A 19,340-nucleotide genomic window follows, 5' to 3' on the forward strand; every position below is an offset into this window, starting at 1 on the left:
GCACAGTGGGTCCATTGTCCGCACCCGGGGCAGTGCGGGTGCCCAGAAGTCTCCGGTGAGTCGCTCGATCGGTTGCCCGCTGAGCTCAGCGCGGACCTCGTGCCAATCTCGCGAGTTCCGGGCACGAGCTGCCACTAGGACAGCGCCGCCGTCCCTTCAAGCCGGTCCACCAGATCATCGGTGACGTCATGGTGGTTCAACACGAACGCTTCGAGCATCTCGTCGAACAACGCCAACGACAACGACGTCGGCGAGATGAACAGCCGCTGCCAGACCGTCCCTCGCGAGTACGTCCAGCGCGACCACGCATAGCGCCGGTTCACGACTGCGAGCTCCAGTGCAGCCCGCTTCGGCGACGACACCTCGTCGACGACCGGGGCAAAGAGCTCGGTGGCCGGCTCTCCTTCGTGCACCTTCACCCACAACCGGACCCCGTCGACGAGCAGCGGTATGTCGCCGTCCTCGTCCAGTTCAGTCTCCGGATCCAGGGTGGTCTGCGCGTGGCGCACCAGTGCGTCCAGTAGGTGTTCGTGCCGGCTCTTGTCCTTCTCCTCCGGTGCCACGACGTCGGCCGGGTCCTCGCCGTGCAGCGGCAGCCCGAGCATGCCGACGCCGCGGCTGGCCGGCCCGGCTGCCTCGACGGTGATCAGCTGCGGATGGGCCACACTGAGGCGATCCTCGAGCGTCATCCGCAGCCGCCAGGCGAGATCCTGTGAGCCGTCGACGTGACCTCCGGTGTCGTCCCACGGGTACGAGACGCGAATGCCCTGTCCTGCGTCGACGGTGCGGATCCGGATCACCCACGGCTCACCGCCGGCCACGTCCGGCCCGTGGAGCGTCAGGCTGTCCGACTCCTCCGGCGCGAACATCGTCGAGAGGTATGCCGCGACGTGCCGCTCGAAGACGTCCCACGGTCGCAGGGTCGTGCCGTCGATCTGCACCGGTCCGGTGGATTCTGCACTCATGTGTGCCTCCTCGCCTGTCGGGCCATCAATCATCTCGTGTCGAGCGGCCGGTAGCCCATCCCCGGGGACGGTCGCCCGTCAGTCGTGATGGAGCGCCGTCTCGCCCGACGCAATGCGCTGGGTTGCGGCCTCCTGCCCGAGTGTGTCGACGGCAGTCGTCAGATCACGCAGCAGCCAGCCGGCAAGCTCGGTGGTGAACCCGAACCAAGCTAATCATTCAGGTCGATGCGGCGGACTCCGGTGTGGGAGACCGCGAAGAGAGATGGTCCGGTCATCGCAGCCAAACGCCAGATGGCGGCTCGGTGTGCGATATAGAGCTGGCTCATCTGAGCACCGGAGAGATTGCCCGAGGTGAGGTAGAAGGCGCTGACGCCGTGTGCGATCACCGCGGCTCGCTCCGCTGGCCGGTAGCGGATCTTCTCATCCTTCATCAGAACCGGCCAGCCCTCTGTGCCTGCCAGCTCGAGCCACTCGACGTCCTCCACCGTTTCGTCCGTTGGCATGCCGTAGTGCTCTGCCAAGGTGATGACGTCCCAGCCGTCAGCGCGGAGCGCGTTTGATACCTGGCGGCGTCCCAAACTGCGATCGAGGAAGAATCGCAGCTCGGGCTCGGGCATCTGAAATTCGTCAGCTCACGAGGACCGCGAGGACATCCTCGAGTTCGGCCCGCGGAATGCCGTACTCCTCGGACACGACATCGATGTCACGCTCGGCTCTGAAGAGGGAGATAGCGTCTTCGAGTCTGACCCCTCCGTGCCGGAAGATCGGTTGCCCGAACGAGCGGCCGACGTCGGCAACCAGCTCGGCCTTCCGGAATCCAGGAAGCGGGATAGCAGTGGCGTAGCCGTCCTGACCGAACGTGATCTGTGTCAGATAGTCCCGCACCACCTCGGTGAAGACTCGTTGGCCGTCACGGACGACAACAAGCTCACGGACCGCGTCTGCCTCTTCCTCATCTGCGTGCTCCGCGCGATCGAACAGCACTTCGGCGCCGTCCGTAAAGAGTTGCTTGGACGCGAGAGCATGCTGAAGGTCCATCTCCTCGCCGAGCCGCTCGAGTGCTGGCCGGATACGTTGCAACGGCACACCCGTGCGACGGATCGCCGACAAGGCATAGCCCTCGGCGAGCCCGATGAACGGAATGTTGGGAGCGCGACGTGAGGCCTTGCTGACAGTCGTGAGGATTGGAGCCCCACCCGACCGTGCGCCGTTCGAACCAGCGTGATGGCCACGCGCCCAGTTGCGGAAAGTGGACGTCGAGAGGTCTAGGAATCGGGCCGCTTCCGACTGGGTGTAGAGCGGCGCGGTGAACTTGTCGACCGCGGTCGACGCGGTATGCACACCAGTCATCACAGGCCCCTTCTCGTTGTTGTGCTTTCAATGCAATCATGGCGGAAGGCAGCGACAGGTGAACCACGCAGGATCGCGTCTCACACCTACAGGGCGAATTCGCCACCAAGGTCTGTCACGCTTTCGCATCCAGCCGCGATGTGACCGATCGCGCGGCAGATCCGGCGAAGACCAACAGCGGGTGAGTCAATTGCGGTTCAGGAGCGTGGCATCGCTCCACTGGTATCGCGCTGCAACTATCGCTCAGCAGGCCGCTATCCAGATGCCGGCTGCCCACCCAGCCGGTCCGCCAGGTCGAGCCGATTGGCACGGTAATCCGCGACGAAAAGCCGCAGCATCTCGTCGAACAACTCCGGCTGGAAGATCGTCGAAGGGATGGTGAGGTGTTGCCACACGGCGTGATCCCGGCACACCCATCGCGACCACACGTTGCTGCGGTTGAGCCCGTTCACGTCGACGCAGGTCTGCCGTCGGGAGGACACGTCGTCGACGACGCGCGTGAAGAGCATGATCGCCGGCTTCTCGTTCGTGACGCCGGCCCAGAGGCGCACTCCATTGATCATCATCGGGAGGTCGTCATCCTCGTCGAGCTCGGCGTCGTCGTCATATTCGGCACGGACATGCGCCAGCAGGGCGCCGAGCGCCTGCTCTCTCGTGCTCGTGAACAGCGCGGAGCGAGCCGCGCCGTCGACGTCGCGCACCGCGTCGCGAATTCCGAGACCGAGGATGCCGACACCGGCCGATGCAGGGCCGTCGGCTGAGACGGTGAGCAGCTGGGGGTGGGGGATGCGGAACCGTCCGCCCTCGACGACCGTGCGCATCTGGTGAAGAGCGTCGGCCGGGTCCTCCGCTCGGAGATAGACCTCGTCCCACTTGTAGTCGATCTGGATCACGTCGCGCTCGGGCACCGTCTGGATATCGATCACCCACGGGTCGGCGTCGCGCGACAGCGGTATGTAGATCTGCAGGCGGTCGGCGGGGTCGAACATCGTGGACACGTATGCCGCCAAGCGTCGCTCGAACAACTCCCACGGCCCCATGACCGACGGCGTGCCGGTCGGCTCCTTCACGTGTCGTCTCATCTGCCACCCCTTTCGTTCGTCTGCAGTCTGGCAGCGACCACTGACATCCTGCGGTCATTGTGCAGCGATGTTCAGCCCTGCTCGTCCTCGACGGTCCAGTGCCCGGGCTGCTCCATGATGGCCCGCGCTTCGGCCATGGCGATTCGCCAGAGGACGCCGTCGATAGCGTTGTGGCCGAGCGCTTTTCGTATGCCGCTCGCGGCATCCTCCACGGACTTGTGGCGGTGTTTGACGGCGTAGAGCAACGCCACCGCGGGCGTACGGTGCTCAGCACGCGCGCAGTGCAACAGCACCTTGTGCTGGTCGCCGCTGAACATGTAGTGGTCCCGCATCGCGTTCACCGCGTCAGCAGCGTCGTGCAGCGCCCATGCGACGTGCCCGTTGGCGTCCGGGCGTTCGCTGTCGATCAGCCACTGCTCCAGGTGCGTCGCAACACCCTACGGGTGACGGTCCCCGCGACCAACGCGGGCGAGGGACACCACCGCACCGCAGCCCAACTCAGCTGCCCGGGGCAGGTCCGCTTCGGTGCCCAGGATGACGCCCGGATCCGCCGGAAGCGGCACGCCGAGCGTCTTCGTCTCCCGTCTCGTCGTCGCTGCGAGCGGCCACTGATCGCCCCGGATGGGCTGGCCGACACCGGCGGCGGCTGTCATCAGCGCGAGTTGCACGAGGTCACGCCCACCCATTCCGGGCCACCCGTGGACCCGCTGCCGCCAGTCGTGACGGAGTCCGCTGACGCCATACCGCGCGCCGAGCAGCGCGCCGGCGATGGCGGCGACCGTATCGGTGTCGTGTCCGATCGAGATGGCGAGCTGAAGAGCGTCGTTCACGTGGTCGGGTGTCGGCCGGTCAGGCATCGTGTGGACGATCGCCGACCAGGCCGCCTGGAGCGCCGTGACGGTGAAACCGTTGCTGCTGAACGACTTCGGGTCTTCGCGCTCAGCTTCGTCGATCAAGCGGGACCACTGATCGCGTTCGTCCTCGGCCAGCAGATCCAACCCCGCTCGTATGTCGAGCCGCCCCTCGACCACGGCGACTCGAACCGCCTCAGCATGGAGGACACACGATGCCGCGACGAGAGGGTCGGCGTGGGTCAGCGCGGCGACGGCGCGCGCCCCGGCAGCCGTCGCCTCCCGATCGCTCAGCCTGGTGAGTCCGAGGACGCCGTTGCGCATGAGCGCGCCGTTGCCGGCCGACTTCGGGTGCTTCGCGGCGTACTCGGTCGCGGCCCGCTCCAAAGCGGGGGACCAGTCATCGAGCTCGTAATCGGGTTCAGGCCTTGATAGCTCCGCAGATCGACCCCGTGGGCGGCCACCTGTGCAATACAGATCGCCATCTGGGTATCGTCCGACCACTCGCCAGGCTCGTAAGGGCCGAGCCGCCGCCCGCCATGTAGGCGTCGCCCCTCTTGATCGGGGGTTTGAACTCGTACGGCACGCCGAGTGCGTCGCCGACGGCTTGTCCGAGCAGCACTCCGGCGGCGCGGTCCCTCTGGACGGGAGAAAGGTTCATCGTCGGCCTCCGCGATATTTGTCTATGTGACAAATATATCATTCGTGACGATATTTGTCAACATGACTTAAACTGCAGGTATGACGAACTCCGATCGACTGCTCGCCTGGGTCGCCGCCGACGTGGTGGCGCTGACCTTGCGAGACGGCGTGCTCAAGGTGGCGCTGGTGAGACGCAAGGCGAAGGCAGCGCGCGGATCCTGGGCGCTGCCCGGCGGCTTTCTGCTACAGGACGAGTCCGCGGAGCAGGCCGCCTATCGAGAGCTCGCCGAAGAGGTGGGGCTGTTCGGGGGCGCGGTGCGGCTCGAGCAATTGGGCACGTATAGCGCTCCGGCCCGCGACACCGAGCACACCAAGCGCGTGATCTCGGTGGCACACCTCGCGTTGGCGGCGAACCTCCCGGAACCCATCTCCGGCACCGATGCCGACGACGCATCGTGGGTGCCGGTGGAGCAGGCGTTACGTCGGCGCCTCGCGTTCGACCACGCGCAGATCCTCAGTGATGGTCTCGAGCGTGCCAGAGCCAAGCTCGAATACTCCACGGTCGCAACGAGCTTCCTCGACGAGGATTTCACGATGAGCGAACTGCGGGCCGTTTACGAAGCGGTGTGGGGGACCAGGTTGGACCCCGCCAACTTCCACCGCAAGGTGACCGGGACAGAGGCTTTCGTGGAGCAGACCGGAGACACGCGCCGCGGCCGTGGTCGCCCGGCCGCGCTTTTTCGAGCGGGCACTGCCACGACGCTCAACCCCCCGATCACGCGTTAGGCAGGCCGGAAGTGGTGATCGAGCACGCGCACCGTCTCCGCGACGTCCACCGGACCGGCCGACGTCCGGGCGAGCATCTTGACCAATGCACGGGGCGGCAGCACATGGATGCCACGCGTGACGAATGGTCCACCGATGAGCGGCCAGTTGGCGTTGACGAAGCAGAGTGCACCTGTGATTGGGACATCGCCGAGCACCGCTCCCACCTGTGTCACCTGCGACTGGACGCCGAGAATCAGCTTGTCTCGATTCCTTCCGCCGACGAGCAGGCGTTCGTGTCGAGGCCGGAACAGGCCGCCTTCGACCTCCAGCTGCGGCCGTCCGGCGTAGCGCTTCGTGTCGATGACCCATACCCCGGCGGAGGTCACCGCCAGGTGATCGATGTTGCCGCGTCTCGGCATCCGGCGATCATGCAGGATGCCGACACCCTTCTCACGGAGCCGGTCGAGTCGCGCGCCGACCAGCTCCTCGCCCTTCGCGCCGTGGTCCCACGCTTTCGTGCTCTGCGGTTCGGGTGTGAGTGCAGCTGCCACCCGAGCGACCCGGCCACGGGCCGCAAACCGCTCGCGCCGTGCCTGTCGACGTCGCTCGAACTCTCGACGCGCAGATTGCCCAGCAATGTCGGCGTCGACGTTGTCTGAAGGGTCCCGATGCTGCATGACGAGACGCTACTGTGCCGCCAGTCTCCCCGTGCAGCGTTACTTCTGGATGTGGTCGCTGCAGTCATGGCGACTCAATCGTCGCGATGGACGCAACGGCCATTGCCCTGTGCTGACGTACTGACGGTGCTGCAGCTATCGACTCAACTGGGGACGACCTACCGGCGGATTTCGTGCGTCGTCGCTCGACGGCCATTGTCGATAAGTATGGTGCTGGAATGACGCATGTGTCGGCTGGGAGGACGCCGTGGACGTATTCGATCTTCGTGACTCGCTGATTGATGACTACAAGGAGTTCACGACGGCCTTCGTGGAGCTTAAGGACCCGCGGATCCGGCAGCACGTAGACGATGAACTGGCCAAGGGCAAGCAGTGGCCCGAGCCGTGGATCTCGTTGAACCCCTCGTTCGCAAGCGGTGGTCGCGTCGATGAGCTCGTCGACGCCGGACTTCTCCATGCCGAGTGCTCGCGAATCTTTCGCGACAAGCGAGATGTGAGCGACGCTGGCGGGGCACCGCTGACCCTGCATCAGCATCAGCGGGACGCGATCGAGGCGGCGGCCTCCGGTGAGAGCTATGTCCTGACAACTGGCACCGGATCTGGCAAGTCCCTTGGCTACATCATCCCGATCGTCGATCGGGTGCTGCGACAAGCCCGTGCTCGTGGGGTCAAGGCCATCGTGGTGTACCCGATGAACGCCCTTGCAAACAGCCAGCTTGGCGAGTTGGAGAAGTTCCTCCGTTATGGGTATGGCGAGGGCAACGAGCCGGTCACGTTTGCTCGGTACACCGGCCAGGAGAGTCCGGACGAGCGCGAGGAAATCCTCCGGGATCCTCCAGACATCCTGCTCACCAACTACGTGATGCTCGAACTCGTCCTGACTCGACCCGAGGAACGCCGCAAACTCGTGAGCGCCGCTAAAGGTCTGCAGTTTCTGGTGCTGGACGAGTTGCACACTTACCGCGGCCGGCAGGGCGCGGACGTTGCGATGCTCGTGCGGCGGGTTCGGCAGGCCTGTCAGGCACCGAACCTGCAATGCGTCGGGACCTCAGCCACGATGGCCAGCGATGGCAGCACGGAGGACCAGAGAGCCAAGGTTGCAGAGGTGGCAAGTCGGCTGTTCGGCACCACGGTGTCCGCGCAGCGAGTCATCGGAGAGACGCTGACGCGGGCGACTCCGGCGGATGCTGCGAGCGACATACCGACGCTGGCACGGATGATTACCGCGAGTGACCTGCCACTCGACTATGACGCGTTGGCCGCGTCGCCCCTGGCATCGTGGATCGAAACGACATTCGGCCTCGCCGTCGAGGCCGGCACCGACCGGCTCATCCGGCAGCAGCCGCGAAGACTTTGGGAGCACGCTGCGCCCGCTCTTGCCGAGTTGACAGGCTGCACGAGCGAGCAATGCGAGAGCGCGATCCAGGATGCACTTCTCGCCGGCTCTAGGGTGAGGCATCCTCGGACTGACCGGACGCTATTCGCCTTCAGACTGCACCAGTTCCTGAGCAAGGGCGACACCGTCTATGTCTCGCTCGAGGATGAAGATCGGCGGTATGTCACCTCCAAGTACCAGTTGTCGGTGCCGGGAAGGGCCGATCACCTTCTTTACCCACTGGCGTTCTGCCGGGAATGCGGCCAGGAGTATCTCGTGGTGTCCCGACGCCAGCGGCGCGACGGAGTGTACGAATTCGCCGCACGGCGTGACCGGGACGCTAGCGGGGGCGACCAGGATGACGGCTATCTGTATGTGTCGACGGAGTCCACCTGGCCGGTCGACCCGATAACCGAGGGTCGCCTGCCGGACGCTTGGGTTGTCGACGATGACGTGATCGCAGCGAAGCGAAAGTACCTGCCGCAGCGCTACGTGGTCGGTCCTGCGGGGCGTGTCTTGGATGACGGACTCGGTGGATTGGTCGCGGCTTTCGTCCCGTCACCATTCCCGTTTTGCCTCAACTGCCTTGTTTCCTACGAGCAGACCCGCGGGCGCGACTTCTCGAAGCTCGCAACCCTCGACTCGGAAGGCCGGAGCTCGGCCGTGTCCGTCATCAGCGCCAGCATTGTGCGAGCGCTGAACAAGGACTCCGACGACCCGCTGGCGAAAGACGCACACAAACTGCTGACCTTCGTCGATAACCGGCAAGATGCCAGCCTGCAGGCGGGGCATTTCAACGATTTCGTCCAGGTCAGTCAACTGCGAGGGGCCGTGTTCCGTGCCGTGTCTCGCAGCCCGCAGGGACTCTCCCACGAGCAGATCGCAGAGCAGGTCGTCGCCTCGCTCGGTCTGCCATTCGAGCTCTACGCAGCGAACCCGGGTGCGGTGTATGGCGCCCGCAAAAAAGCCGAGCGCGGCTTGCGCGACATCGTCGAGTACCGGGTGTACAGCGACCTTCAGCGCGGCTGGCGGATCACCATGCCGAACCTCGAGCAGACTGGCCTCTTGCGCCTCGAGTACGACTCGTTGGCCGAGATAGCTGCGGACCCGGGGCTATGGGAGTCGTCGCTCGAACCATTGCGAGACACCTCCGGTGACCATCGCGCCGAGCTGTGTCACATCGTGCTGGACGAGCTGCGCAGGGTGCTGGCGATTGACGTCGAGTGCTTGACTGAAGACGGGTTTGACCGCATACGTCGAACCTCGCTCCAGGAAATCACCGGACTGTGGGCGGTGGGCCGGAACGAGCCTCCGGCGGTTGTCGGCACGGCGTTCGCACGGCCAGGTCGCGCGGGAGCGTCACGTGGAGACCTGCACTTGTCCGGTCGATCCTCACTCGGTCGGTACCTGCGAAGAAGCGGTCAGTTTCCGTTCTACGCGGGCACTCTCACCACAGATGACTCGCAGCGCGTGGTCAGCGACATCCTCCGGATCCTATGTTTCGCCGGAGTGCTCACGGAATCAGTTCCCGCCGACAAAGGCGGACCTGGCTATCGATTGAAGGCATCCAGCCTGCTGTGGCGTGTCGGAGATGGCGCCACCCCCACGGCAGATCCGCTGCGTAAGACCGTCAAGGCTGACCAGGGCGGGCACGTCAACCCGTTCTTCCGGGACCTGTACCGCGACGTTGCGCCTGACCTGCGTGGACTACGTGCTAAGGAACACACTGCTCAAGTTCCCGCCTACGAACGTCAAGAGCGTGAGCGCGAGTTCCGCGAGGGACGGCTTCCATTGCTGTTCTGCTCTCCCACCATGGAACTCGGCGTTGACATCGCCAGCCTGAATGCCGTCGGGCTGCGAAACGTGCCGCCGACGCCGGCAAACTATGCGCAACGAAGCGGCCGCGCGGGCCGATCCGGCCAACCAGCCATCGTGACCACCTACTGTGCGACTGGAAACGCTCACGACCAGTACTACTTCGCCCGTTCGCAACAGATGGTCGCCGGCTCGGTTGCGGCTCCGAGGCTCGACCTGACGAATGAAGCGCTGCTGGCCAGCCACATGCATTCGGTGTGGTTGGCAGAAACCGGCGAGAGTCTGGATACCCGGATGACCCAGCTGCTCGACGCAGAGGGTGAAGAACCGAGCCTTCGTCTACGGACCGACAAGGAGCGTGCCCTCGGCGATCCGGATGCAATCCGCCGGGCCATCCGTAAAGCCGAGGAAGTTGTGCAGCCGATGCTCCCTGAGTTGCGTGCCACGGCATGGTGGCACGACGAGTGGGTCGCGGACACGATCCGTCGGGCACCTGAGCAGTTCGACACGGCGTGTGACCGTTGGCGCCTGCTCTACAAAGCCGCGCTGGCCGACCAGGCCGAGCAGAACAAGATCGTGTTAGCCGCCACGCAGCATGCAAAGCGCCGCCGCGACGCTCAAGCGCGCAGGCTGGACGCTGAGAACCAGTTGCGTCTGTTGCGTAACGAAGACACCGAGCAGGGCTACTCCGACTTCTACACCTACCGGTACTTCGCCTCTGAAGGTTTTCTGCCGGGTTATAGCTTCCCGCGGTTGCCGCTTGCCGCCTATATCCCGGGCGAGCGTGGATCCGGCCGGCGAAACAGCGGCGACTACATCCAGCGGCCACGGTTCCTCGCGATCAGCGAATTCGGACCGGGTGCGCTGATCTATCACGAGGGAGCTCGCTATCAGGTCACTCGCGTGCAGGTGCCGATGGCGGCGGATGGCGTCGGCAGTATCGACACCAGCGAGGCCCGCCGGTGTGCGTCCTGCGGATATCACCACGACCGGCAGCCCGGGCTGGATGTGTGCGAAGAGTGTGGTGAGACGCTGCCACCGTCGACCTACGGGTTGATGCGATTGCAAACCGTCTTCACCAGGCGTCGAGAGCGCATTTCCAGCGATGAAGAAGAACGCCGTCGCGCTGGATTTGAGTTGGAGACGTCCTACCGGTTCAGCCAGCACGGCTCGCGGTCGGGTCGGCTGACCGCCGAGGTTCTTGTCGGGGACGCACCGCTTGCCACGACCTCGTATGGCGACACAGCCATGGTGCGCGTGACCAACAAGGGCCGTCGGCGGCGGCAGGACAAGGAGGTTGTCGGCTACGAACTGGATATCGTCACGGGCAAGTGGCTCAGCAACCGTGAGGCCAAGGACGCCATCTCTGCTGACAGCGACCTCGAGCCCGCAAAGGATGTGCGGACAAGGCAGCGTGTAATCCCGTATGTCGAAGACTCTCGCAACATCCTGATCCTGCGAATGGCCAGGCAACTCAGCGAGATTCAGGCAATCACGCTGCAATACGCGTTGGAGCGAGGCATCGAGGCCGCATTCCAACTGGAGGATTCGGAGCTGGCCAGCGAGTCACTTCCTGACGACCAACAGCAAGGGCGCACTCTGTTCACCGAGTCCGGGGAAGGCGGAGCTGGAGTGCTACGTCGTCTGCAGGCCGAGCCTGATGCGCTAGCGATCGCTGCGCGTCACGCCCTCGAGATCGCGCACTTCGATCCTGACACTGGCGATGACTTGGCGACGACCGACGCCCATGGCGAGCGTTGCGAGCGTGCGTGCTACGACTGCCTCCTCTCATACATGAACCAGAGCGACCACGAACTGATCGACCGGCACGAGATCCGTGATTTGCTACTCGATTTCGCGCGGTCACGGACAGTCGCCGGCTCCGGTGGCGAGAGTCGCCAGACCCAACTCGATCGCTTGATGTCCCAGTGCGACACAGAGACCGAACGGCAGTTCCTTCGGCTACTCGCCGAGCACGACTTCATGCTCCCAGACGCTGCGCAAACGAGTGTCTCGGAGGCTTCGTGTCAGCCGGACTTCGTCTATCGCAGTCGGGACTGCTCCGCAGCCGTCTTCATTGACGGGTCCGTTCACGACCGCGCCGATGTCAAGGAACGTGACACCGAGGTCGAGGATCGCTTATTCGACGCCGGCTGGACTGTCATTCGTTTCGGGACATTCGACGACTGGCTGGCACGGATCCGTGAAAATACTTCTGTCTTCGGGAAAGGACGCGCATGACCTACGCCGCCGGATCCCTCGTCGCGGCACGTGGCCGTGAATGGGTGGTTCTGCCGAACAGCACTGACGACTTCCTGGTCCTGCGGCCGCTGGGCGGCACGGACGATGACGTCGCAGGCGTTCTGCCACTGGTCGAGGAGGTGCGCCCGGCTTCTTTCTCGCCACCGACCACGCAGGATCTTGGCGACGAAGTCAGCGCTCGCATGTTGCGCAGCGCCCTGCAGATCGGTTTCCGTGACAGCGGAGGGCCGTTCCGCTCCCTCGCATCCATCGCGGTCGAGCCTCGCGCCTACCAACTCGTGCCGTTGCTCATGGCGATGCGGCAGCAGGTCGTGCGCGTCTTGATTGCCGACGATGTCGGCATCGGCAAGACCGTCGAGGCCGGGCTAGTGGCGAGCGAACTGCTCGCCCTCGGGGAGGCGCGCGGCTTGACAGTGCTCTGCAGCCCAGCTTTGGCCGAGCAGTGGCAGCGTGAGTTGCGGGAGAAGTTCGGTCTGGAGGCCGAGCTGGTCCTCGCCGCAACGACCCGCCGGCTGGAGCGTGAGCTGATCGGCAATGAGTCGATCTTCGAGCACTTTCCAGTGACCGTCGTCTCCACCGACTTCATCAAGAGCGCCCGACGCAGGTACGAATTCCTGCGAACGTGTCCAGATCTGGTCATCGTGGACGAGGCCCACACCTGCGTCACCGGTGGCGGACTGAGCGGCGCTGCGCGCACCCAGCGTTACGACCTTGTGAAGGCACTCGCCGAGGATCAAGAACGACATCTGATTCTGGCCACGGCGACTCCGCACAGTGGAGACGACGAGACCTTCCGCAACCTCATTGGCTTGTTGCATCCCCGCCTGCACGACCTGGACCTGGATAACCTCTCCGACCGCACACTCCTCGCGCAGTACTTCGTGCAGCGCCGCCGCCGGGACATCCGCGACTACCTGGACGAGAACACCCCGTTCCCACGTGACCGGGAGACCAAGGAAGTCGCTTACACACTGAGTCGCGACTATGCCGAGCTGTTTGCCAAGATCTTGGAGTATGCGCGGGAGATGGTTCGCCGCGACGACGGCACTCTGGCGGAGAGGGTCAACTGGTGGTCCGCTCTGGCGCTGCTGCGGGCGCTCGCCTCTTCACCGCGCGCAGCAGCGCGGACGCTAGCGACCCGCAGTGCCACCGCAGGTGTGCAGACGGTGGAAGAGGCGAACGCCGTGGGCGAGGCAATCGTGCTGGACAAGGCCGACGACGAAGCATTGGAAGCCGCAGACGCCACACCCGGCGCGGACGCTGGCTCAGCCGAGGACGCCGCTCACCGGCGCAGGCTCGACAACTTCCGCAAAGCAGCAATCGCACTGGAAGGCAAGCCGGATAACAAGCTGATCCAGCTGACGACCGTGGTCAAGCAGATGCTTGCCGACGGTTATCAACCCATCGTGTTCTGCCGGTTCATTGACACTGCCGAGTACATCGCCGAGCACCTTGAAGCGGCCCTGAAGAACACCGCGGTCGGTTGTGTCACCGGCACCCTCCCGCCGACGGAGCGGGCCGAACGTGTCGATCGTATGGCGTTGCAACACGGCCCGAAGGTGCTGGTCGCCACCGACTGCCTCTCCGAGGGCGTCAACCTGCAGGACCAGTTCCAGGCTGTCATTCACTACGACCTTGCCTGGAACCCGACACGGCACGAGCAGCGCGAGGGCCGCGTTGACAGGTTCGGTCAGACCCGAGATGTTGTCCGGGCGGTCACCATTTACGGTCAGGACAACAAGATCGACGGGATCGTGCTGGAGGTGCTGCTGCGCAAGCATGAGGCCATCCGGAAGGCGACCGGCGTCTCCGTGCCGGTGCCCGACAACAGCGAGGCAGTCGTGGAGGCCCTGATGGAAGGCCTGCTGCTACGCGGCGTCGACCACGTGCAGGAGATGCTCGATCTCGACTTCGCGCAGAAGCGCCAGCGACTCGATCAGGAATGGGAGAGTGCCGCTGCAGCCGAACGAGCCGCCGTCACCAAGTACGCCCAGCTTGGCATCCACCCGCAGGAAGTACAGCAAGAGCTCGATGAGGTGCGGGCCAGCCTCGGAACCCATGCTCAGGTGCGCGAATTCGTTCGCGAGAGTCTGATGGACCTTCGGAGCGTCGTGAACCCGTCCGAGCGTGGGTTTACCGCAACTCTGCCTCCGCTCCCACTCGGCCTGAAGGACGCGCTTCCACCCGGTCGAAATGATCCGTTGACCTTCGTGCCGGACTTCCCAGTGGAGCGCGGGGACGCCGTGCTGCACCGCACAGACAAGTCCGTAGAAGCAGTCGCCACCTATGTGCTGGAGTCGGCTCTCGACCCGGCCGTGCCGGCGGACGAACGACCTGCGCGGCGCTGCGCCGTCGTGCGCACCGATACGGTCCAGCAGCGCACCACCTTGCTGCTGGTTCGATACCGATTCCACCTCACACTGCCCTCCCGATTGGGGGAGCGGCGTCTCATCGCGGAGGAGCTCGCGACCTTGGCGTATGCCGGAGCCGCATCCAAAGCCGTCTGGCTGGACCCGGAATCAGTCGATCGGTTGCTGGAATCGCGCGCCGCCGGCAACGTGCCACCGGAGCAGGCTGCGATGTTCCTACAGCGAGCCATCGACGGTTTGCCGGACATCGCCGCGCACCTCGACGAGCAGGGAGATGCCTTGAAAGACAGGCTGACCCAGTCCCATCGCCGGGTGCGGGAGGCCGCAGGCGAGATCCGCCGCGGTCTGCAGGTGCGAGTCGAGCATCCAGGCGACCTTCTCGGCCTGTACGTCTTCGTCCCTAAGGTTGGTGCGTGAGATGGCGGGCGCGACATTCGCAGCCGTGCGTATTGAAGGCGGCCTGCTACCCGGCGAACTCATATCGCGGCTCGCGACCGGAGGCAACGGTCTGCCGGGCCTCGACTCGAAGGACTACCACCTGGCCGCGGGCGAGTCCGTGCGCGAGGCCGCCAACCGAGTGTGGTCCTACCTGACCGGGGTCTGGTCCTCCTACCGCGCCGCCTCAGATGACCTACGGGAGGGCGACACGGGCACGAGCTTGACCCGAGAGCGCTGGGTGTTGGTGCTGCTCGACCAGCTCGGTTATGGCCGGGTGCCACAGACCGGTGCGGGCGGGATCGAGGCGGATGGCAAGGCGTTCCCGGTCTCCCATCTGTGGGGCACGGTCCCAATTCACTTGCTCGGCAGCCGCATCGATCTGGACCACCGGACAAAGGGTGTCGCCGGTGCAGCCACGGCATCGCCGCAGTCGATGGTCCAAGAGCTGCTCAATCGTTCCGAACCGCACCTTTGGGCTCTGCTTTCCAATGGCCGGCTGCTCCGGGTTCTGCGGGATTCCACCTCCCTCGTTGGCTCCGCCTACGTGGAGTTTGACCTGGAAGCGATCTTCGATGGCGATCTGTTCTCGGAGTTCCTGCTGCTCTACACCCTGTGCCAGCAGTCTCGCTTCGAGGTGCGCGACGAGCAGAAGGGACCAGCCTCCTGCTGGATGGAGCAGTGGCGCGACACCTCACTGGAGCAGGGATCACGCGCACTGAACTTGCTGCGGGACGGCGTGGTCGAGGCCCTGCAGACCTTGGGCACCGGATTCCTCGCGCACCCGGCCAACGCGCGCCTGCGTGACGACGTGAACACCGGGGCGCTGTCGCTCGCCGACTACAACCACGCACTGCTGCGCGTGGTCTACCGCATGCTGTTCACCTTCGTTGCCGAGGATCGGGGCGCGCTCCTGAGCCCGACCGCTGACTCCACTGCTCGGCGGCGGTATGACGACTTCTTCTCCACCGACCGGCTACGCCGCACCGCGCGGCGTCGTCACGGCACCCGGCACACCGACAAATGGCGCAGTCTCGTGCTCGTCTGGCAGGGTCTGGGCGCGGCGCAAGGTCGCCCGGAGATCGGCATTCAGGGCATCGGTGGGCTCTTTGAGCCCGGGTCGCTCGACAGACTGCTGAACGAGTGTGAGCTGACGAATGCCGCTCTACTCAGTGCGATTCGGGCAATAAGCACGGTCCAGGAGCCGAAGACTGGCTTCACCCGCATTGTCGACTACCGCAACCTCGACGCTGAAGAGCTGGGCTCGATCTATGAGTCGCTGCTCGAGTTCGTGCCCTCGTGGGACCCTGCCGCGAAGACGTACGCGCTGGGCACTGCGAGTGGCAACGCCCGCAAGACCACCGGCACTTACTACACCCCGACGTCGCTGATCGACTGCCTGCTCGACACAGCGCTGGAGCCGGTGCTCGATCGTGCAGCCAAAGCCGAAGACCCGGAAGGGGCGTATCTGGCGTTGACAGTGTGCGACCCAGCGTGTGGGTCCGGGCACTTCTTGGTGGCTGCGGCTCGCCGCATCGCCAAACGGGTGGCGTCAGTGCGCAGCGGTGATCCGGAGCCACCACCGGACCAGGTGCGCGATGCGCTCTCGGACGTCGTCGCCCGCTGCATCTACGGAGTCGACGTCAACCCCCTCTCGGCCGAGCTGGCGAAAATCTCGCTCTGGCTGGAGACCCTCGATCCGGGGCGTCCACTCGCATTCCTCGACGCTCAGATCAAGGTTGGCAACGCCCTGATCGGCGCCACTCCCGCACTACTTGCCGAGGGTGTGCCGGATGAGGCGTTCAAGCCGATCCAGGGTGACGACAAGAAGTTCACCTCGATGCTCGCGAAGCACAATAAGAAGGAGCACGCAGGCCAGTCGAGCCTATTTGGTGACGACGAATTCGCCTCATCCAATGTCCAACTGGGCTCGCAAGCAAAGGAGCTTGTCGCGGGTCCGGCGATGTCGCTGGCGGATGTCGACGTGCAACGCAAGCGGCTACGTGCCCTGGAACAGTCCGACGAGTTGCAGCATCAGCGGCTGATTGCGGACGCCTGGTGTGCAGCCTTCGTGTGGCCGAAGCGTGCCGATGCTCCAGAGGCGATCACCGAGGATGTGCTGCGTCGGCTCGATCGCGGCGAGCTGATCGGTATGCCGGCCAGGGACGAGATCGACCGGCTCGCAGCCGAATACCGCTTCTTCCACTGGCATCTGGAGTTCCCGCATGTCTTCCCAACGGGCGGAGACGTGAACGAGTCAACCGGTTGGTCCGGCGGCTTTGATGTCATCCTCGCTAATCCGCCATGGGAGCACGTCGAACTCAAGGAGCAGGAGTACTTTGCTGCAATCGCTCCTGAGATTGCGGGCGCGGCAGGAGCGAAACGTAAGAAGCTGATTGCTGCACTGTCCGACGTCAACCCGCGCCTCGCCGCCGACTATAATGCTGCAAAGCGGAAACTCGACGGCACGCGCCACTTCGTGGCAACTTCGGGACGCTATCCATTGTGCGGTCGGGGGCGTATTAAGACCGATCCCGTTTTCGCAGAATGCGCTCGAACACTAGTCAGCGCGACCGGCCGGATCGGAATGATTCTTCCCACCGGCATCGCTACGGACGCAACGACCCAGTTCTTCTTCAAGGAGCTCGTCCAGTCGAGGTCGCTAGCAAGTCTGTACGACTTCGAGAACGCCCGGCCGCTATTTATCGGTGTCCACCGTAGCTTTAAATTCTGTCTTCTGACGCTCGGCGGTACCGCGGTGACAGAGAAGCAGGCCAAGTTTGCGTTTTTTCTGCACGATCCGGCGGACCTGGCGAACGACGGAGTGCGGTTCGAGCTGACACCGGAGGAAATTACGCTGCTGAATCCGAACACTGGAACCTGTCCGGTGTTCCGATCGCGTCGCGATGCGGAGATCACTCTCGGCATCTACCGCCGGGTACCCGTGCTGATCGACGAGAAGGACCCGGAGAATGGCAATCCCTGGGGCATCAAGTTCATGCAGGGTCTCTTCAACATGACCAGCGACTCGCACCTGTTCCACACGCGTGAGGAGCTGGAAGCTGACGGCTGGGTCCTGAACGGCAACGTCTTCGAGCGCGAAATCGACGGGGGGGGGGGGAGTCAATGATGCCGCTCTATGAGGCCAAGATGATCCACCACTACGACACGCGGTGGGCGACGTACGAGACCGACGGGTCCACCCGCCTCATGACGGCTGCCGAGAAGGCAGCCCACCTGGCACCAATGCCGCGCTATTGGGTCGCCGAATCAGATGTCGACGCGAAGCTGGAGGGCCGTTGGGACAAGTCTTGGTTCCTTGGCTGGCGCGACATCTGCCGCGCCACCGACGAGCGAACCTTCATCTGGTCGGCGCTTCCTCGGGTGGCAGTGGGTCACAAGATTCTCTTGGCTCTGCCCCAGAAGGCGGGAAATCGCTCGTTGTTGCAGGCCTGCGAATCGTCATTTGTGTTCGACTTTGTCAGCCGTCAGAAGATCGGGGGAACCTCAATGGCCTACTTCACGGTTGCGCAACTGCCGATGCCGCGCTCTGATTCTGTAGTTTCTGGTCTGGCTCTGGGTCGACCGGTCGACTCGTGGCTCGGGCTGCGTGTGGACCGATTGAACAGATACATTGCGGACGACGCAGAGCGTGCGGCGGTGCGGGCAGAGCTGGACGCGTACATGTTCCACCTCTATGGAATCGACCGCGACGATACGGACTACATCATGGAGACATTCTCCATCGTGAAACGCAAAGACATTGCGGCCTACGGTGATTACCGCACCAAGCGGCTGATCCTCGCCGCCTACGACGCCATGGCCGAAGCAATCGGCACTGGAACGACATACCGGTCACCGTTCGACGAGGAGGTTCGGGCATGACGGATCAGGCAGTTGAACGAATGCTTCCGCTGTATGAGGCAAAGATGCTGGATGCCTACGACCATCGCGATGCAGATGTCGTGAAGAGCGCGACGGCAGAGAAGCGACAGAACCAGCCGAGGTACCTAACAGAGGCAGAGCATCGTGACCCTTATCGCGAAGCCATTCCCTATCACTGGATTCGAGAGGAACTCGTAGGGACTGACATTCCGCTATGGCTCACGGGGGTTCTCGGATGTCACAAGCCCGACGAATGAACGCACGATCCGTGCGGCAGCGTTCCCACGAGGCGGGGTCGGCCACACATACCCACTCTGGTTTGGCGATCAGAGGGAACTCGTCCTCGCGATGTTCAATTCATTCGTTGTGGACTTTCTCGCACGACAAAAGGTGGCCGGCCTACACCTGACGTACACGTACCTTCGGCAGATTCCGTTGCTTGAGCCGGCGCGCTTCCTGGCCGCGACGCCTTGGAAGGCGGAACAGGCCTTAGCTGCTTGGGTCGTGGTGAGGGTCACGGATCTCTCATACACGAGTTTCTCGTTGAGGCAGATGGCAGAGGATCTCGGGCAGCGGCCCGTGCCAGTGTTGTGGGACGCCGCATCACGGAAGCGCGAGCGGGCGGAGCTGGATGCAGCATTCTTCCACCTGTACGGCATCGAGCGTGATGACGTGGACTACATCATGGAGACGTTCCCGATTGTTAAGCGCAAGGACATTGCGGCACACGGCGAGTACCGCACGAAGCTAATGATCCTCGACATCTATGACCGGATGGCCGAGGCGATGGCCGGCGGAGCGCCATACGAGTCGGAGTTCGACGGCGCGGCCTCCGATGCCAGTTGAGATTGCGAAGCTGAGCGC

14 protein-coding genes and 1 pseudogene are annotated in these 19,340 nt (G+C 64.2%); 7 read left to right on the top strand and 8 right to left on the bottom strand.

Annotated features, from left to right (window positions below):
* Positions 1–134: 134 nt before the first annotated feature.
* The 7 genes and pseudogenes from ACN8HC_RS05695 to ACN8HC_RS05725 form a co-directional block, all read right to left on the bottom strand.
* A complete protein-coding gene (locus tag ACN8HC_RS05695; protein WP_490073909.1) occupies positions 135–965 on the bottom strand; it encodes a T3SS (YopN, CesT) and YbjN peptide-binding chaperone 1 in 831 nt (276 codons plus the stop codon).
* 209 nt (positions 966–1,174) lie between these two features.
* Positions 1,175–1,582 carry a PIN-like domain-containing protein gene (locus ACN8HC_RS05700; protein WP_490073910.1) on the bottom strand — a complete coding sequence of 136 codons (408 nt, stop codon included), beginning with the start codon at positions 1,580–1,582 and terminating at the stop codon, positions 1,175–1,177.
* A gap of 10 nt (positions 1,583–1,592) precedes the next feature.
* Positions 1,593–2,315 carry a DUF433 domain-containing protein gene (locus ACN8HC_RS05705; RefSeq protein WP_490073911.1) on the bottom strand — a complete coding sequence of 241 codons (723 nt, stop codon included), beginning with the start codon at positions 2,313–2,315 and terminating at the stop codon, positions 1,593–1,595.
* A 254-nt stretch (positions 2,316–2,569) separates the two neighbouring features.
* A complete protein-coding gene (locus tag ACN8HC_RS05710) occupies positions 2,570–3,397 on the bottom strand; it encodes a T3SS (YopN, CesT) and YbjN peptide-binding chaperone 1 (RefSeq protein ID WP_490073912.1) in 828 nt (275 codons plus the stop codon).
* Between the two features lie 71 nt (positions 3,398–3,468).
* Positions 3,469–3,729, bottom strand: coding sequence for a protein-tyrosine phosphatase family protein (locus ACN8HC_RS05715; RefSeq protein ID WP_490073913.1), 261 nt, complete (start codon positions 3,727–3,729; stop codon positions 3,469–3,471).
* Between the two features lie 105 nt (positions 3,730–3,834).
* Positions 3,835–4,572, bottom strand: a complete 738-nt coding sequence (locus ACN8HC_RS05720) for an ADP-ribosylglycohydrolase family protein (protein ID WP_490073914.1) — start codon at positions 4,570–4,572, stop codon at positions 3,835–3,837.
* A pseudogene (locus tag ACN8HC_RS05725) lies at positions 4,539–4,951 on the bottom strand (ADP-ribosylglycohydrolase family protein). The gene ACN8HC_RS05720 and the pseudogene ACN8HC_RS05725 overlap by 34 nt, the downstream one beginning before the upstream one ends.
* A 38-nt stretch (positions 4,952–4,989) precedes the next feature.
* Between ACN8HC_RS05725 and ACN8HC_RS05730 the strand changes: the two are divergent.
* Positions 4,990–5,676: an NUDIX hydrolase gene (locus ACN8HC_RS05730; RefSeq protein ID WP_490073915.1), complete on the top strand. Its 687-nt coding sequence runs from the start codon at positions 4,990–4,992 to the stop codon at positions 5,674–5,676.
* On the opposite strand, the gene ACN8HC_RS05735 is transcribed toward ACN8HC_RS05730, so the two are convergent.
* The gene (locus ACN8HC_RS05735) at positions 5,673–6,209 is read right to left on the bottom strand and encodes a nuclease-related domain-containing protein (RefSeq protein ID WP_490073916.1); all 537 of its coding nucleotides are present in this window, start codon (positions 6,207–6,209) and stop codon (positions 5,673–5,675) included. The genes ACN8HC_RS05730 and ACN8HC_RS05735 overlap by 4 nt on opposite strands.
* Before the next feature lie 373 nt (positions 6,210–6,582).
* Between ACN8HC_RS05735 and ACN8HC_RS05740 the strand changes: the two genes are divergently transcribed.
* The 6 genes from ACN8HC_RS05740 to ACN8HC_RS05765 all read left to right on the top strand — a co-directional run bounded on the left by ACN8HC_RS05740 (position 6,583) and on the right by ACN8HC_RS05765 (position 19,322).
* Positions 6,583–11,766 (top strand): DEAD/DEAH box helicase, encoded by a 5,184-nt coding sequence (locus ACN8HC_RS05740; RefSeq protein ID WP_490073917.1) that lies wholly within the window; start codon positions 6,583–6,585, stop codon positions 11,764–11,766.
* Positions 11,763–14,573: a DUF8741 domain-containing protein gene (locus ACN8HC_RS05745; protein WP_490073918.1), complete on the top strand. Its 2,811-nt coding sequence runs from the start codon at positions 11,763–11,765 to the stop codon at positions 14,571–14,573. Before ACN8HC_RS05740 ends, ACN8HC_RS05745 begins: the two co-directional genes overlap by 4 nt.
* A gap of 1 nt (position 14,574) precedes the next feature.
* Positions 14,575–17,721 (top strand): Eco57I restriction-modification methylase domain-containing protein, encoded by a 3,147-nt coding sequence (locus tag ACN8HC_RS05750; protein ID WP_490073919.1) that lies wholly within the window; start codon positions 14,575–14,577, stop codon positions 17,719–17,721.
* Positions 17,721–18,476: a hypothetical protein gene (locus ACN8HC_RS05755; RefSeq protein ID WP_490073920.1), complete on the top strand. Its 756-nt coding sequence runs from the start codon at positions 17,721–17,723 to the stop codon at positions 18,474–18,476. The genes ACN8HC_RS05750 and ACN8HC_RS05755 overlap by 1 nt, the downstream gene beginning before the upstream one ends.
* Positions 18,473–18,733: a hypothetical protein gene (locus ACN8HC_RS05760; RefSeq protein ID WP_490073921.1), complete on the top strand. Its 261-nt coding sequence runs from the start codon at positions 18,473–18,475 to the stop codon at positions 18,731–18,733. The genes ACN8HC_RS05755 and ACN8HC_RS05760 overlap by 4 nt, the downstream gene beginning before the upstream one ends.
* A 91-nt stretch (positions 18,734–18,824) precedes the next feature.
* On the top strand, positions 18,825–19,322 hold the full coding sequence (locus tag ACN8HC_RS05765; protein WP_490073922.1) for a hypothetical protein: 498 nt from the start codon (positions 18,825–18,827) through the stop codon (positions 19,320–19,322).
* Positions 19,323–19,340 lie beyond the last annotated feature (18 nt).

It is taken from the genome of Flexivirga sp. YIM B11880 (assembly GCF_058148645.1).